Source organism: Pseudoalteromonas sp. 10-33 (genome assembly GCF_001469195.1).
Lineage (GTDB): Bacteria > Pseudomonadota > Gammaproteobacteria > Enterobacterales > Alteromonadaceae > Pseudoalteromonas.
The window spans coordinates 1-17354 of sequence record NZ_LOFI01000006.1 but is presented as its reverse complement, the minus strand read 5'-3'; the positions used below and the strand labels follow the sequence as shown (position 1 = coordinate 17354).

General features: G+C 41.2%; 12 protein-coding genes. 2 read left to right on the top strand and 10 right to left on the bottom strand.

What is annotated here, in order from left to right:
- Window positions 1–11: 11 nt before the first annotated feature.
- The 6 genes from nagA to ATS76_RS06100 form a co-directional block, all read right to left on the bottom strand.
- A complete protein-coding gene (gene nagA, locus ATS76_RS06125) occupies window positions 12–1139 on the bottom strand; it encodes an N-acetylglucosamine-6-phosphate deacetylase (RefSeq protein WP_058551449.1) in 1128 nt (375 codons plus the stop codon).
- Window positions 1140–2138 carry a glucosamine-6-phosphate deaminase NagB-II gene (gene nagB-II / locus ATS76_RS06120; RefSeq protein ID WP_058551448.1) on the bottom strand — a complete coding sequence of 333 codons (999 nt, stop codon included), beginning with the start codon at window positions 2136–2138 and terminating at the stop codon, window positions 1140–1142.
- Window positions 2138–3046 carry an N-acetylglucosamine kinase gene (nagK, locus tag ATS76_RS06115; RefSeq protein WP_058551447.1) on the bottom strand — a complete coding sequence of 303 codons (909 nt, stop codon included), beginning with the start codon at window positions 3044–3046 and terminating at the stop codon, window positions 2138–2140. The genes nagB-II and nagK overlap by 1 nt, the downstream gene beginning before the upstream one ends.
- A 161-nt stretch (window positions 3047–3207) precedes the next feature.
- Window positions 3208–5877, bottom strand: a complete 2670-nt coding sequence (locus tag ATS76_RS06110; RefSeq protein ID WP_058551446.1) for a family 20 glycosylhydrolase — start codon at window positions 5875–5877, stop codon at window positions 3208–3210.
- Between the two features lie 20 nt (window positions 5878–5897).
- Complete coding sequence (locus ATS76_RS06105; RefSeq protein WP_058551445.1) at window positions 5898–6935, bottom strand: cupin-like domain-containing protein; 1038 nt, start codon at window positions 6933–6935, stop codon at window positions 5898–5900.
- 85 nt (window positions 6936–7020) lie between these two features.
- Window positions 7021–9684, bottom strand: a complete 2664-nt coding sequence (locus ATS76_RS06100; protein WP_058551444.1) for a TonB-dependent receptor — start codon at window positions 9682–9684, stop codon at window positions 7021–7023.
- A 451-nt stretch (window positions 9685–10135) separates the two neighbouring features.
- On the opposite strand from ATS76_RS06100, the gene ATS76_RS06095 reads away from it, so the two are divergent.
- Window positions 10136–11152, top strand: coding sequence for a LacI family DNA-binding transcriptional regulator (locus ATS76_RS06095; RefSeq protein WP_058551443.1), 1017 nt, complete (start codon window positions 10136–10138; stop codon window positions 11150–11152).
- Between the two features lie 160 nt (window positions 11153–11312).
- Here ATS76_RS06095 and eat read toward each other — a convergent pair whose 3' ends face one another.
- Genes eat through ATS76_RS06080 form a run of 3 tightly spaced genes read right to left on the bottom strand, consistent with a single transcriptional unit; the run spans window position 11313 to window position 15046 of the window.
- Window positions 11313–12725 carry an ethanolamine permease gene (gene eat / locus ATS76_RS06090; protein ID WP_058551442.1) on the bottom strand — a complete coding sequence of 471 codons (1413 nt, stop codon included), beginning with the start codon at window positions 12723–12725 and terminating at the stop codon, window positions 11313–11315.
- Between the two features lie 54 nt (window positions 12726–12779).
- Window positions 12780–13643, bottom strand: a complete 864-nt coding sequence (gene eutC / locus ATS76_RS06085) for an ethanolamine ammonia-lyase subunit EutC (protein WP_058551441.1) — start codon at window positions 13641–13643, stop codon at window positions 12780–12782.
- The gene (locus ATS76_RS06080) at window positions 13643–15046 is read right to left on the bottom strand and encodes an ethanolamine ammonia-lyase subunit EutB (RefSeq protein WP_058551440.1); all 1404 of its coding nucleotides are present in this window, start codon (window positions 15044–15046) and stop codon (window positions 13643–13645) included. Before ATS76_RS06080 ends, eutC begins: the two co-directional genes overlap by 1 nt.
- A gap of 215 nt (window positions 15047–15261) precedes the next feature.
- On the opposite strand from ATS76_RS06080, the gene ATS76_RS06075 reads away from it, so the two are divergent.
- Window positions 15262–16221, top strand: coding sequence for a helix-turn-helix domain-containing protein (locus ATS76_RS06075; RefSeq protein ID WP_058551439.1), 960 nt, complete (start codon window positions 15262–15264; stop codon window positions 16219–16221).
- Between the two features lie 504 nt (window positions 16222–16725).
- On the opposite strand, the gene ATS76_RS06065 is transcribed toward ATS76_RS06075, so the two are convergent.
- On the bottom strand, window positions 16726–17354 hold a 629-nt coding region (locus ATS76_RS06065; RefSeq protein ID WP_058551437.1), incomplete at its 5' end, for an IS3 family transposase.

The window sequence follows — 17354 nt, the reverse complement described above, 5'->3', positions numbered from 1 at the left end:
TATTATCGTTTTTAAAAAAGCTGTTCACCACCAATCCACGTGCTTATAACCTGTTGGTGTGTATCGAGTTGAACAAAATTAGCAGGGCTGCCAACAATTAACCTTCCATGTGTTGTGGGTAAGTTAATATACTGTGCTGGGTATAAAGATGCCATTTTTAGTGCTTCTGATAGTGGCAACTGTAAATGATCAACGCTATTTTTTACAGCCGTTGCCATGTCAAGTACTGAGCCTGCAAGCTCCCCCGTTGTTGAGGTTAACTTGCCTTGGTTAAGTGTTACTGTTCGATCGAAAAAAGCAAATTCAGTTTCGTTTGTACCTACCGGTGGCATTGCATCGGTCACTAAAAACACACGCCCTTTAGGTTTAGCTTTCAGTGCTACTTGGCATGCAGCATAATCAACATGATGACCATCAACTATTAAGCCACAATAGGTATTGTCATTTAGCAAAGCACACCCCACAACGCCTGGCTCACGCCCTTGCAAAGGTGACATGGCGTTGTATAAATGTGTAAATCCTGTAGCGCCAGCATCAACGGCTCGTTGTGCCTGCTCAAAACACGCATTTGTATGGCCCAAGCAAACATGTATGCCTAACTCACGCATTTGAGTAATATCACTTGGCAATACATTTTCAGGGGCTAATGTAACCACCACTTTGCCTATATCTTTGCGCGATAAAACTTGCCACTCATCATCTGAAATCGGACGAATGAATTCTTCGCTATGTGCCCCTTTTTTAGCTATAGATAAATGCGGTCCTTCAAAGTGAATGCCCAAAATGCCAGGTGTGTGTTTAACAATCGCATCGGCTATTACATCAGCCGCTTGGCGCATAACTTCAACTGTATCGGTAATTAAAGTAGGCAGCATGGCTGTTGTGCCATACTTAGCGTGAGCCATAAGCATTCGTTTAACCTCTGATGCACTGCGTGCTCGGTTAAACAATACACCTCCACCACCATTTACCTGTAAATCTATAAACCCAGGGGTAACTAAGCCTGATAAGGTTTCATCTACATTATTAGTATTATCATCAATAGCGGTAATAACACCCGCGTCAATTGTGAGCACTTTGTCTTTTAAAAACTGATCACCATCAAACAGCGTAGCAACAAAAATACGTAGAACTGACATTTATAATGTCCTTGTTACTTTTTTAAGCCCTTTGGGCTCGTCGGGGTTAAAGCCTCGCTTAACTGCCACTTTGGCAATATCTAAATAAAAACGCTGCAGCACTAAAAACGGCGCTAAACGTGGGTGCACTGCAATCCCATTTTGAGTAAGGTTGATAATGTGAGCGCCGCGCTGGGTTACGTCTGCTATTTGCTGCTGGTGAGAGTATGCGGTTTCATCTTCGACCGCGCAGTTTAAAATCACCAAACCTTGTTCAACTAACGTAACGGGGCCGTGTAAAAATTCTGCACTACTAAATGCCTCTGCATGAATAGCACACACTTCTTTAAGTTTTAATGCCATTTCTTTAGAGACTGAAAACCCTAAACCGCGCGCTAATACAACCATGTTTTTAACAGGCAAAAATGCGTCTGACTGAAGTTGTATTGGTGAGTCAATGATTGCATCTAATGCTTCAGGTAACTGCTTTAACCCTTGTAATAATTCGTTATTTTGAGTCCAATTAGCAACTAAATGCACTAAAGCTGACAGCGTAGATAAATAACTTTTAGTCGCCGCAACCGATATTTCATCTCCCGCTTTAAGCCCAATAAAGTCATCAACAATGTCTTTTAACGGTGACGCTTCGTCATTTACCAGTGCAATACAGTATGCGCCAGCTTCTTTTGCCATTTTAGCTTGGGCAATAATATCTGGGCTTCGTCCTGATTGAGAAATAACAATCACCAATGCACTATCAAGTTTAAGTGTTTTACCGTACACACTGGCAACCGACGGCGCCGCTGAACTAACAGGGATACCTGCTTCAATTTCTATTAAATATTTACCAAATACTCCAGCATGATCTGACGAACCACGGCCGATGATCATCACCATTTTAGGTGCAATATCACGTAGTTTTTGGCCAATTTTTTCTACTAGAGGCTGATTAGCAAGAATTTGCTGTTTAATGACTTCGGGCGTTTGCGCCGCTTCTTTTTCCATTAATGTGTGATACATCATAGCTCCTGACTGCTGTAGTTAACTTGCTGTTGTTTCGCGTAAAGTACTGATCCCATTTCGGGTGATGATAAAGGCGCAGATAAAACACCTTGAATATCTATGTCCAGCCAAGGCGTCATAACCGAAGACAATCCACCTATAAAAGATAATCTTGGTGATTTTTTGGCTAATAATTGACGAGCAATGTCACTCAAATAGGCACCGCTTTCTTTTAAAATACTAATAGCAATATCGTCGTTTGCCGCAGCTGACTGAAATACACACCCGGCTAATTGAGCAAAAAATGCAGCCGGTTTATTTGCAATAATTTCGACTAACTCCATGGCATCATTGACCGATAAATACTTTAAAATACATTCAGTCAGCGTGTTATTAGGCATTAGCTTATCTAAGCTCAACAACACGTTTTGGCATGCTGTAAAACCAATCCATGCACCACTTCCTTTATCGCCATGCGGAAAGCCATGTCCGCCAATCATAAAAGACTGTCCTTTAACATATGAAAAACCACACGAACCCGTACCAGCAATTATCACTGCACCATCATCACCTTGATGTGCACCCATACAAGCAATAAGTAAATCGGTAGTTAAATACATTGTTTTGAAGGGGCTTTTCCAATGCATCATTTGTTTATGTAGGCTTGGTAAGTTAACACCCGCCAACCCCACACCCGCGACTAAGTAGGATAAAGGAGTTTCACTTAAACCTGCATCATTAAGAGCCAATTGAGCTGACTGCTCTATAGAATTAATAGCCTGTGTAAATCCATGTAAAGGGTTTCCTGGCCCAGCAATACCCGCTCCTAAAATTTCATTCGCGCTGTTAACGATAATTGCTTTACATTTAGTGCCGCCCCCATCGATCCCAACAAAGAGTTCATTATTAATTGTATTGGTGATCATTTTTGCCTCTTTACTTGTTCGACCGTGTTGCATAACACTCAAAATAAAACACGCTGCCAGAGCGGATGAATCTTATACTAACACAAATGACAGCGTTGTCATTCTTTAATTTATATTCAAATTATGTTTCTACACCCCTTATAATTTAAGGGGTGTGTATGCTACTGCTGTGTTACTTTTAATGTACGGCTAACACGACCAGATACTGGCAATTTGGTACGCACCCACACATCTTGAGTTACTTTTACCGGCGCATTATACGTCTGCCATTGCCCTCCGGCTTGCATATATTCTATTAGCAAACCGGGGTAAGCAACGTTAGCGTACAACATGCCGTTTTCAATTTTGGCTCCTGCGTTAGCAATGCGAAAGTGCACATTTGCCCTCTCTAACTTATTAAACTCTTTAAGCCCTAAACTAGCGGCAAACGTTAACCATTGTTGGTCTCGCTGCTGCTTCAGTGAAGGCGTAAAACGCTGCGTATTTCGGCTATAAACAAAGCCATCATGATCGTAAGGCACCGCCCATTGCGCCTTGTGCCATGCGCGTTGTGCTAACGATAATAAACGAGGAAAAAGCTTATACTCAGCCATATTATTGGTACGGGTATTTTCGCTCCATAACTGACCTTGAATACCAATAAATTGCTTACCTTTTTCAAGCGGTGCAAACTCAACTTCACCTGCATCATTTTTTATAACCGTGTCGTTTGCGGTGTAAGGCCTATCTTCTCTGTCTAACCAAAATTCGGCGTGTACGGGTAAATTATCAGGCATAAATTGAAATACTTTTTCTGTATTAATATGCCTTGAAGCCCAGTAATAACCGTGCTCTTGAGGATCTGCTTCATAAGGAAAATCAAAATATAAAACATCGGGTGATGACACCACTACCTGCCAATTACGATTAGCAAATTGGTGCGCGCGCTGGTGGCCATTCCACATCAGTAAATCCCAACTATTACCTTGCACAATGTCAGGCATATTATTTGGGTTAGTATGCGATAGGCCATCACTCCATGCAGCTGTTTCAATATTCATGTCAGCTAACATGTTCGACACACGCTCTATAAAGTAGCTACCTAATTGCTCAGCTTTGGTAAACGGCAAATTATTTTGTTTAATAAACTCAGTACAAGCTGGAGACGATACCCATGCACCCGCTGTTTCATCTGCACCTATGTGATAACGCGTTAGCGGGTGCTGCGCTTCATTATGAATTATTTTAACTTGCTCCATAACTTCGCGTATAAACGCATACGATGAATCTAAACATACATTGATGGTGTTATCGTTGTAATGCTGTACCGAAGAATACACGGTGGTATCGAGCGGATCATAAAGTAAAAACTGTTCAGCTTTTTGTTTATCACCCTGTTTTATGTACTTATTATAACGAGCTTGCATAGCCTTAATAGCCGCTCGCGAATGACCTGGCATATCTAATGAGGGAATAACTTGAATATGTCGCGCACTCGCAAATTTAAGGATTTCTTGGTAATCATCCACTGAATAAAAACCATTAACCGGGCTAGAAGTATCTATACCAGCACCAAGTTGTGGCATTAAACACTCCTGCTCTGAGAGGTCAAAACAGCGTTTTGAAGCAACATCAGTAAGCTCTTCAAGAGAAGGGATTTCTAAACGCCAACCTTCGTCATCGGCTAAATGTAAGTGTAATTTATTAAGCTTATATGCAGCCATTTGATCAAGTAACTTTAATATAAATGCTTTGTCTCGAAAGTTACGGGCCACGTCCACCAACACGCCTCTAAATTCATAATGAGGAGCATCGTTCACCTGACCTATTGGCAGTGTTGTATTGTTTACTTGGTATAAACTCGCCAAGCTCTGCAAAGCATAAAACACACCAGATTCATCAGTGGCGCTTATATTTATTTCACTGGCATTAATCGCTAATGTATAACTACCTTGTGAGCCATCTTTTGTGGGTGTTAAATTAAGATTTACCGCAACACCAGATTCACTCGTCGTTAAACCCAATAATTTAAGTCGCTCAATGGCCGCAGTTACCCCTTTTTCATTTACACCATTGAGGTTAAAGCGTAAGCCTTGGCTAATATCTAGCTGTTGTGTTTGACTAAATGTAGCCTGAGTTGGAGTAGGAATGATGTGCTGTGCTACTTGTTTATTTTCATCTGTTAAATAAGGTGAAAAATCATACTTTGTGTTTCGCTCAAACAAACGTTCTGCTGTCAGCCATTGTGTTTCATCGTTTTTAGTACGCTTAAATTGTCGCTCGTAATCACTATAAGGTACAACATGAGGTAATAGCTCTAAACCTGTCTCAGGGTCAACAGTGGGCTTAGTACTTGTAATTACTTTGGCGTACTCATTATGGTTAACCAAAATATAATTTGGGATTGCATCACTTTGCGATAACGACCAAAAATTAGCATAAAACGTAATAGTTTTGGTTTCGCCTGCTTTAAACCCCGTAAACGCCTCTTTTAACTCAATTACATGAAGGTCACCATTAACATGAGTAATAGTAAATTCATCACTGAGAGTCTGTTGAATAGGCGTAATTTGACTAAAGTAAATTTTCCACCCATCCACATTAACGGCACCACTTGCTTTAATGTGTAGCTTTGCTTCAAAGCAATTACCGTTTTCAATGGTTTTATCGCAGTATTCTGACGGTCTATTATCGACTTGTTCATACTGTATTTGTAGCATATTAGCGAGTGACTCTATTGCGCTATTACTCGCTTGAACCAGTTCAACATTTTGTTTGTGTGTTTTTGTGTCCTGACACGCTGTTAAGCTCAATGCTATACAGCCTGCTATCAGTAATGATTTGAGTGTCATTGCCTGTATCCTTTAATCTATTAACTGAGCTGCTTGATAAGCCACTGCTTAACTTGCGCTCGTTGTTGACTTGTAAGCGGGTTTAAGATTCCTTTAAGCTGTTCAGGAATATGCTGATTTTGCGCCTCTTCAAAGTCAAAAATATGGTAGTTAAAAAAAGCCTGCCACGCTTTTTTTTGAGCTGTGGGTAAATCTCTAATGGCCATAATTGATAACAATAATGCATCCATTGGCACGGGTTCGCTGCTCTTTGCAATAGACCCGCCCGACCAATAATTCATCATCATATTTATAGGGCTTAATGCCTCTACATGATGCCACCACAAGGTAGGAATATATAATGCATCTCCCGGTTGTAGCTGAGCGACAAGTGCCTCATTGAGTGCTTGCTTAAACTTGGGGAATTTTTCAAAATCGGGATTATTTAAATCCACCATTGAAACTGGCGCACCCGCTGGCGTATGCTCAATAGAGCCTACATACAAATTTGTGATTTGATGCGGTGCAAATAAAGTAACCTTGCGCTCACCAGCAATTACGCAGGCAATATTTTCTGCATCATCATAATGAGCCACCACCGTTGACTGATTACCCAGCCAAAATCGCGGCTTTGGTTTATCTGCAAATAACGCCATAGTGTGAGTTGTTGCAAGGTCATTAAAATAATCAACAACAGGGGCACTTTGAATAGCAACAGCACCAGGGTTATTGCCCGCCTTTATTAACTCTGCATTTTGTAACAACACCTGCATAAATTGCATAAAAGGTGCAACTTTGCGGGTAAAGTTAAATCCATCACGCGCTTTGTTATAAAAAAACTGAGGTGATTCGCTTTGCGGTATTTCAGCCATTCGAACACTGCCACCCACATAGTAATCGCTTAACATGTTAAGCCAAGCATGAGGGTTTTCGCCTGTGCAGCTAGTTACTTGCTTTACTAACGGCCAATCACTTACTAACCCTTTTAAAATGGCGGGCTCGGCTAGTGGTGCTATGTCGTTTTTAAACATAGCTGGAGTTACATTATGCCAAGTTGCTACCTGTTTTAAAGCACGCATAATTAAAGACCATAATTTGTATCAAGGTGATTAATAACCAAAAGCCGAGCTAAACTCGGCTTTTGAAATGCTTATTCATATTAACTTAAAAGTTAACACGAATACCTGCCACATAACGGCGTCCATTAGAGTAAATAGACATAATGCGTTCTTCATTCGTGTTGTACTCAACAATTTCTTCATCTGTTAAGTTAACCGCTTCTAAAGTAAGCGTAACGTATTCATTTACATTATAAGAGGCGCTTGCATCCCACTGGCCAAAGGCGTCATTGAAAAGCTCATCACCATTAAAGTGAAGACCTTTATACCAGTCGCTTCGGTAGTTATACATAATGCGCGCTTGGTAAGCGTCATTTTCGTAATATGCCATTAAGTTAAGCATATTTTTCGATGTCCCTTCGACTAAGCCACTTCCAACCTGATTTGTATCTCGCTGCTCATCAGCGCTTGCATCTGTGTATGTATAGTTCGCTGATACACCAAAACCACCAAAATCGTGTTGTAATCCCAATTCAATACCTTGAATTGTGCCACCTAGTCCATTACCCGGCTGTGCAAAATCAACAGGAACAAATACTTCGTTTTCTTGATCATAACGATCCTCTGTTACGGTAACGGTAGAGCGCAATGAGCTTAAGTCTTTAGCAAAGTAAGCAATCGATAGCATTGATGCCTCGTTGTAATACCATTCCCATGACAAATCAAACTGATTTGAAATAGTGGGTGCTAAGTTTGGATTACCACGGCTACCTGTGCCTCGACCACCGGTTAATGAACCGAAGGTTTCTGACGATGAAATATCGGCCCAATTTTGACGAGCCATAACACGTGCAGCACCGATACGAAGTATTTGCTCTTCAGTTAGATCAAAAGCAATGTTAAAGCTTGGTAAAAACTCAGCGTAGTCATTATCTTGGCTTACCCAGTTTAAAACGCTTGGCGTTAACCAATCACCATTAATTGTATTTAAGCCCCACGAATCACCTGAAAACTCATAACCATAAGAGGTCTGCTCGGTGCTTACATAACGCATACCTACATTACCTCTGAAACCCTCTCCAGAAAAATCACCTTGTACATACAGCGCCAAAATATCTTCTTCTACTTCCCAAATTTCGGCTAAATTATCGTGAATCGCATAACTGGCAGATATTCCATTTAAACCGTTAAAGGCAATTTCTTCCATTAGTTCACGGTTATGTGAAACTTGCTCAGTAATATTACCAGTCACAGCAGCATCAATACTTGTAGCGCCATTGGCATCTAAGCCACACGTTGCAAGCGTTGGGCAGGTGTCAAAAATGTGATCTAGATAATTGTCTGAATTTGCACCACCGTCGGCAAACGGTGCATGCCAACTATAAGCATGACGCCCTTGAGTTCGCTCTGCTTGTCGATATTTAACACCTGTTTTTATTGCTGTGAATGGGCCAAACTCAACATCGTATGTTAAATCGGCTTGAGCAAAGGTTTCTTCATCGGTAGTCGGTTTTGCCCCGCCCCAAATCCATCCAGCTGCAAAGTTATTACCATCGGCGGCGTTAACACCCACATTTACATTGGGTGTACCCGTTAAGTCGTAATCATAGCCTGAGCCAACAGCAACATATTCCCAAGACGTTTCACGGTAAGTACCCCCACTCGCTGCGGTTTTACCTAGCTCAAAATTAAGGCTGTAACCATCGCCTTGGTAGTCAATATCGAGATGTACTTGATCTGTTTCAGTACTTGATACGCGATTAATGTAATTGTAAGCATAATTACCGCCTGCGCTTGATGCTAAAATAGCGCCATTTTTAACTTTAGTCGCATTAGCAATAATTTCAGCGCGGTCGCCAAACGCAAAATTAATTAAGTTAGAATTTTGGTTGTCTACATCCATTTGCGAATCTAGATAATTTAACGTCATTAATAAGTTATCGTTCGGTGCGTATTGGAGGGTTGCAAATAAGGTTTCGCGCTCCCGGCTTTGAATAAATTTAGGTGCGCCAATGTTACGAGGCACAATATACTCATCATCGTCGCTTTCAACCCAACCTAGCACTTCAAAACCTTGACGCTCTAAATTACGTTCTTGCTTAACAGCCGATACCATAACACCCAATGTTTCATCGTCATTTTTCCACGAATACATTCCCGCTAACTGTGGATCTGTTTCGCCAGATGTTTCTGAATACTGCCCTTCTAATGACAAACTAACTGAGTTTGCATCCATATCCAACGGGCGGCGTGTTTTAAGTACAATAGTGCCCCCTATAGAGCCCTCATCAATACTTGCCACAGGTGATTTGTTCACCTCAAGTCCTTTTACAATAACTGACGGTAGCATGGTGTAGTTAAAGCTTCGGTTTGCTTCATCTAAAATAAACCAATCAGCAGTACCCACCGTTTGACCATTTAACAATGTTCGGTTGTATTTTGGGCCAGCACCACGAATACTGATTTTTTCACCTTCACCAAATTCACGGCTAACTGCAACACCAGTAATACGAGACAGTGTTTCAGCAACGTTTTTGTCAGGGAACTTGCCAATGTCCTCAGACGTGATCACGTCTGACACATTTGAAGAAAAGCGTTTTGCATTAAGGTTTTCTTTTAGTGAACTGCGGATCCCTTTAACCTCAATAACTTCTATTTCTTCTTGTGCTAATTGCGCATCTTGTGCAATGGCCGCAGCAGATAAGCTACCAGATAAAATAAGTGCAATTGAACTAGCTAGCATTCCCTTTTTAAACAGTGAATTTGACATTGGTTTCCCCTTATTGGTGTTTCATTTTTTTTTAGTGTTCTAGTGTCTGAGTGTCAGTATTTTTTATAAATAAACAACGCGCTACGGTGTCATGTCATTGTGTGTTAAACCCCATGACAGCGTTGTCATTACGAAGCGACTTTACACCGTTTTTATTTTCATAGCTACATACGAGCGCAAAAAAGATACAAAATATTTACATAATAAATCATACAAATTACATAATGTGTTGTATTTTATAAATAATAAATTAGTCATTTTTTTATAAAAAATTTCAGGATTTTCATGATCTGCGATACCCATTCAATAAATTAACTATCAATCTCAACGGATGTCTTTATAATTTGTTCATTAAAAATGATATCCAATGCGCAGTTATCGCTATTTTAACTGTCGATATTAACGAATAAATTAGTGCCAAAAAAAATAATATTAAAGGTCTATTAAGCTTATGAAAGCAACAATAAACGACGTGGCAAAAGATGCAGGGGTATCGATAAAAACGGTATCGCGAGTAATAAACAACGAAGCGTCTGTGCGTGACAATACGCGTGAAAAAGTCATGGCGTCGGTTGAAAAGCTAAACTACCATCCAAACTTAGCAGCAAGAAGCCTTGCAGGAACAAAAGCTTACAGTATTGCCTATATTTACGATAATCCTAATGCCTATTACATCATAGACATGCAAAGAGGTATTTTAGATGCCTGTAAAAAACAAGGTTTTGAACTACTCATTCACCCATGCGATGCGAAAGAAACACGAATAATAGATGAAATTACCGACATGGTAAAACGCACGCGAATTGCAGGTATTTTACTCACACCGCCCTTTTCAGAAATGCCCAATTTTGTAGAAAAACTCACGCAGTTAAATATTAAAGTTGTGCGCATACTATCGGGCCACAGCGCACCAGATACGTTAACCCCGTGTATTATGATTGACGATAACTGCGCTTCGAAATCTATTACTGAGCATTTAATTAATAATGGACACACCCGTATTGGTTTTTTAGCAGGTGGCTCAGAGCATAACTCAACTAAAGAACGATTAGAGGGCTATAAAGCAGCTTTAACGCAGCATAATATTGAAATAGACTCGCAGTTGATCATTGCCGGAGAGTACTCGTTTGAGTCAGGTGTTGAAGGGGCAAAAGTATTAATAAATCAAACCAACCGGCCAACCGCTATTGTGTCTTGTAACGATGAAATCGCTGCAGGTGCGTTATTTGCAGCGCGCTTAATGGAAATTGACATACCGAGTCAATTATCAATTACAGGCTTTGAAGATAGCCCGTTTTCGCGCCAAACATGGCCTAAGCTTACCACCGCTCACCAGCCTAACAACCAAATAGCGCAAGATGCTGCTAACTTATTAATTGCGCAAATTCGTAATGGCAACGACCGCGACATTATCAAGCAATATACCCCTGAACTGGTAGTTAGAGATTCAACCGCCCATATTGACTAATTCAGAAAAAGCAGGCTAAAACACTGTTTTTAGCCTGCCTTATCGGTTTATACCAATTCGCTTAATTAACTGATCTATTTTGAAGGTGGAAAAACGTGTTGAACGTTTAGCCCCGCAAAATGATTAAGTATTATTGCAGATTGGTATTCCTTAACCTTTATTACCCCTCGTTTACCGCCATTGCTAAATCAGATTCTGCATCAGCTAACATAGCAAATTCTTCATCAGCCGTTTTAGCCATTAAATGCTTAGAGCTGTAGCCAAAATAATATGCCGCACCCAATGCAAATAAAATTACCGTGTATAGAAACGCTCGAGGGTCAAAGGCGTATACACCGGTAAGTGCAACAAGCGATAGTACAAGTGCAATACCAGATGTAACCACACCACCAGGCGTTTTATAAGGGCGAACTAATTCAGGTTGCTTAATACGTAGCATAATATGGCTTAATGCCATTAATGCGTAAGATACCGTTGCACCCACAACCGCCATTGCCAACATTAAATCACCTTCACCACTTAGTGAGGCAATAAAACCAAAAATAGCAGGCACTATTAACGCACGAGCCGGTACTTTACGCTTTGTGGTAATTGACAAAGATTGTGGTAAATAACCCGCTCGTGAAAGGGCAAACACTAAACGGCTATAACCATAAATAATAGAAAAAAACGATGCGACCAACCCCGCTAAGCCTAAAATATTGACCACCGTGGCTAAGCTTGTATTACCCGTGGCGTTCAGCGAATCAACCAAAGGTACTGCACTTGCTCCCATGGCGTTGGCACCAGCAGCACCGGGCACTAACACCACGACTAACAATGCAGTGAACAGTAAAAATACCATTGCTCCAATAATGCCTTTTGGCACATCTTTAGCGGGATTTTTTGCTTCTTCTGCAGCAAGTGGTACACCCTCAACGGCTAAAAATAACCACATAGCAAATGGCAGTGCGGCCCATACGCCATACCAACCTAATGGTAAAAACTCAGTTGCGCCAGCGGCGTCGCTGACCGCCACATCAAATAAATTAGCTGCATCAAAATTAGTTACAAGCACAACCGCAGTGGCAACAATAGCAAGCACCGCTAACCCACTTATTACCATCATCACTTTTAGTGCCTCACCTACACCCGCTAAGTGAATGCCCACAAATGCCAAGTAAAACAGCGCATAAACCCACGGGCCATTAAACCCAGTTAATGCTTCTACCGCAGAGCCAATAAATATAACAATAGCGGCGGGCGCAAGAGCGTATTCAATTAATACGGCAAGGCCTGTTAAATAGCCACCAGCGGGGCCCATTGCTTGGCGAGCAAAACTGTATCCGCCTCCTGCTGCAGGTATAGCTGCCGACATTTCAGCCAGCGAAAGTACCAATGTTAAATACATAATTGCCATTAGCACTGCTGCAATGGCAAAACCACCCCAACCCGCCTCAGCTATGCCAAAATTCCAACCAGCAAAATCGCCCGATATAACATACGACACCCCTAGACCGGCTAGTAATAACCAACCTGCGGTACCGCTTTTTAATTGCCTTTTGGCAAGGTATTCTGAATTATTATTCGACATTGTTATCTCCGTTGATGCTTCATTTTTATTGTTTTAATTTTTAATTGCTTACTATTAGCCAATTAAAAAGTGGGTATTAGGTTGCTGATGTTCAATTACATTATCTTGTGTTCGATCTTTTAGGTTAACGCCTGTTAACTTGAGCTTTTTTGCCTCGCGTAATAAATACACTGCACGGCGAGCCGCCTCTTCATAAGACAAACCCGCAGGTCGAATATTTGAAATACAATTTCGGCACGCATCGTTTAACCCTGTTTTTGGCGCCCATGTTAAATAAAGCCCCAAACTATCAGGCGAGCTAAGCCCTGGGCGCTCACCTATTAGCACCATGACTATTTGCGCATTTAATAACTCACCAATATCGTCGCCAATAGCTACACGTCCTTGTTCTACTAAGGTTATTGGCGCTAGTTTAAGTTGCTGACTTTTGCCCAGTTGTGCCAACAGTTCACTAATAAATGGGTGCGCATTTTTTTGTACTGCTAGTGACGAAAGACCATCGACCACGACAAGAGCCAAATCGTAATTTAAAGGTGGGGTTTGCTTTTGCTCTGCCATAAAATCAAGCAAAATATCTTGGCTTTTTTTACTTAACTTACGTCCTAAATCAGGGCGTTGAAGATAACTTACTCGATCAACCGCTTGGCTATGTAAATGCAAAATAGGAGTGCGGGGAGTTAAAACACCAAGGCTATTTTTCATTTGATTAATATCCAGCGGAAAACTCACTGCATCGCGGGCTTGGGCATGAGATAACTGAAACGCCAGCATTTCTGAAGTCGGTAAACTAATCCCCGCTCTACCAAGGCCAATTCGCGCATCAGTAAAGCGGCGTAAATCATTCCACGGATTATGTACCACCTTGCCATTACTTTTATGATTGGTGTTTACATTTAAAGCTTTAGGGTTACTTGCCATTAATTCCCTCCTGAAATCGCGTTAAGTGGCTTTACAAACGCCGCAGGTAATGAGTCTGACAAAGTCACATTTTCAGTGCTTTGCATTATTTTCATCTCACTCAGCCATGCCTCAAATTCAGGTGCGTGTTTTGAACCCAGTACACGGCGTACATACAACGCATCGTGAAACGAAGTGGTTTGATAATTCAACATAATGTCGTCAGAACCAGGGATCCCCATTACAAACGAACACCCCGCTACACCTAATAACGTAAGTAAGTTATCCATGTCGTTTTGGTCGGCTTCTGCATGATTGGTGTAGCACACGTCACAACCCATAGGAATACCAAGCAACTTGCCACAAAAATGATCTTCCAGACCCGCGCGGGTAATTTCTTTGCCATCAAATAAATACTCTGGGCCAATAAACCCCACAACTGTATTAACAAGCAACGGATTAAACTTTCTTGCCACAGCATATGCTCGTGCTTCACATGTTTGTTGATCAAGCCCATGATGCGCATTTGCTGAAAGCGAGCTACCTTGCCCGGTTTCAAAATACATGACATTGTTGCCCACCGTGCCGCGCTTTAAACTAAGCGCGGCATCTTGCGCTTCAGCGAGCGTATTTAAATTAAAACCAAAGCTTGTGTTTGTTGCCTCTGTGCCTCCTACTGACTGAAAAACCAAATCAACTGGTGCGCCTGCTTCAATGCATTCAATCGTATTAGTTACATGAGTCAGCACGCAGCTTTGTGTTGGAATTTCGTATTTTTGTATAACATCATCCATTAGCGTCATTAGCTTAATGGCCTGAGCTACATTGTCGGTGGCAGGGTTTATACCTATTACCGCGTCACCATTCCCGTAAAGCAAGCCATCCAACATGCTGGCCGCAATCCCATTAATATCATCGGTTGGGTGATTAGGTTGTAAACGCGTTGATAAATGCCCGGGCAAACCAATCGTATTTCTAAATGCACTGGTTACGTGGCATTTTTTAGCAATTAAAATTAAATCCTGATTACGCATTATTTTGCTAACTGCTGCAGCCATCTCAGGGGTTATTGCGGCCCTTACACTGGCTAATACCCCTGGGGTGGCAAAATCACTCAATAACCAATTACGAAAATCCCCAACAGTTAAATGCGCTATTGCCTTAAATGCGTGTGCATCGTGATCGTCTAAAATTAGACGTGTTATTTCGTCGTCTTCGTAAGGAATTAACGCTTCATTTAAAAATGTTTTAAGTGGCACCTCAGCTAATGTCATTTGTGCCACGGCTCGTTCTTGCGCCGACTGCGCAATAACGCCAGCCAACCTATCGCCCGAACGCTGCGCGGTCGCTTTAGCCATCAATTCGGCTAAATCTCTAAATTGGTAGGTTTTTGTACCAAGCGTGTAGCGATACGTTTGCCCCATTCTTTACCTCATCTAACTCTTTCAAACCTTGGTACAGGTTTTGCTACAGCATTATTTATAGTTATTTGTCATTTAAGTACTAAAAGCTTAATTCGTACCAAAGCACTATCGAATTTTGGCAAATCGATTTTTTAAATATAAATCAGCAGCTTAAAAGATTCAAAACACGCTTAAAGTTCCTCAATAAGCAATACAAAATAAAGAGCGAATCCAAAATGGCGCATCAGCATTTATCTAACGCACCACAAAAGAGCAAAGTACATACTCACGACATTGATGAACAAGCAAGTAACCTGACCAACTGGGATCAAAAGTATGATCAGGTTAGTGAAGGTGGTTTTTTTGGTTGTATTGAAGGCATTGCTCATCCTAATCTACACGTATTTGAAGAGTACACAGAGCGTGCACTTCGCCAGCAATGTGTTATTGCCGAGAACTCTCTTTGGTTGGGTATTCCTAAAACATCGTGCGAAAGTAAAATTAATGGCTTAGATGTTCTAAATAACCAATTTATGTGCCGCAGTAGTCACAGCGATTTTGAATTAATAACCCCTGAAAAATTTAATATTTATGGGGTAGTGATTAACTGGCAATCAATTGAATGCATGGCGCAACTACACGGTATTAATTTACAAAACATAAATGCCTTCGGCGCAGAGCGACTCACAGTAAATAGCCCAACTCTCAACAGAGCGCGCAGTATTATTAACAGCATGGTTAATCATGGTGCCCATGGCTTAAACGCCAATTTACAACAAGAAATGCTTTACATGCTTGCGCTAAATTTATTAAAAACTGAAAGTCAGCAGCACAACATTGCGCCAAGTTATAAGCATCGCAAAGCCGTGGTAGACAAAGTAAAAGAATATATTAAAGCTGACCCACAGAACACAGTGACTATTACACAATTATGCGAACTCACACATGTCAGCAGGCGAACTTTACAGTACAGCTTCGAAAGTATATTAGGTATTAACCCGCTGCGATTTTTACGCTTATCGCGTTTAAATAATGTACGGCGTGAACTTAAATTAGTCGGTCAAACTAAGCCTATTTCAATCATTGCTGCAAACTGGGGGTTTTGGCATGCAGGGCAATTTGCTAAAGACTATACGCAGCTTTTCGGTGAGAACCCATCACAAACCATCGCCAATACCATAAAAAAAGGTGGCTAAAATTATCACCGGGTAAATTACTTTGTAGACCCAATTTTGCTGGCGTGACGAGCGATAGCTCATAAATAAAGCCAATTTATTCACAAAAAGATTTAGAGGTGCTTCGCTTTTAGAGAAGTAAATAGCAACTTGCGCGAGCAAGCTTTGCGCCTACAGCTTTCACTTCTCATTTACTCCTCATTCTCTTCTCTTTGTGCATTTTTTATAAAGATCAATAAGTCACAAAGAGGCTTAGAGGCACTTCGCTTTTAGAGAAGTAAAAAGCAACTTGCGCGAGAAAGCTTCGCGCCTACAGCTTTCACTTCTCATTTCCTCCTCATTCTCTTCTCTTTGTGCATTTTTTATAAAGATAAATAAGTCACAATGAGGCTTAGAGGCGCTTCACTTTTGGAGAAGTAAATAGCATCTTGCGCGAGCAAGCTTTGCGCCTACAGCTTTCACTTCTCATTTCCTCCTCACTCTCTTCTCTTTGTGCATTTTTTTATTAAAGATCAATTGTTGTGGTCAACTAATTCCGGACAGTAAATTAAGTTTTTCTTCTGCTATAGCAGGGGCAACCATTTGGTTGTGGCTATGTGGCCTGCGCCAGTTATAATAATTCATTAAATAATAGCTAATATCTTTTTCAGCTTCTTGGTAATTACTATAACCTAACGAAAGAACCCATTCCGTTTTTAAGCTTCTAAATAGGCGCTCCATCGGGGCATTATCCCAGCAATTTCCTCGGCGGCTCATACTTTGTTCTATACGGTAACGCCACAGCCTTTGTTGAAACCTTTTTGCGCTGTACTGACTGCCTTGGTCTGAATGAAACATAAGCCCAAGTGGCTTGCCTCGTTGCTCGTATGCTCTATCTAATGCTTTAATAACTAAGTCAGTATCAGGCTTATCTGACATTGCCCAGCCAACCACACGACGAGCAAATAAGTCGATAATAACAGCTAGATAAGACCATTTATTACCTGTCCAAATATACGTAATATCCCCACACCAAACTTGGTTTGGGCCATCAACGTCAAACTCACGGTTAAGTATGTTTGGAATATCTAGCCGCTCCACCGTCGCTAATTTATATGAATGAGGCCCTGGTTGTTTGCATACCAATCCCAAGTCACGCATGATGCGGCGTACCT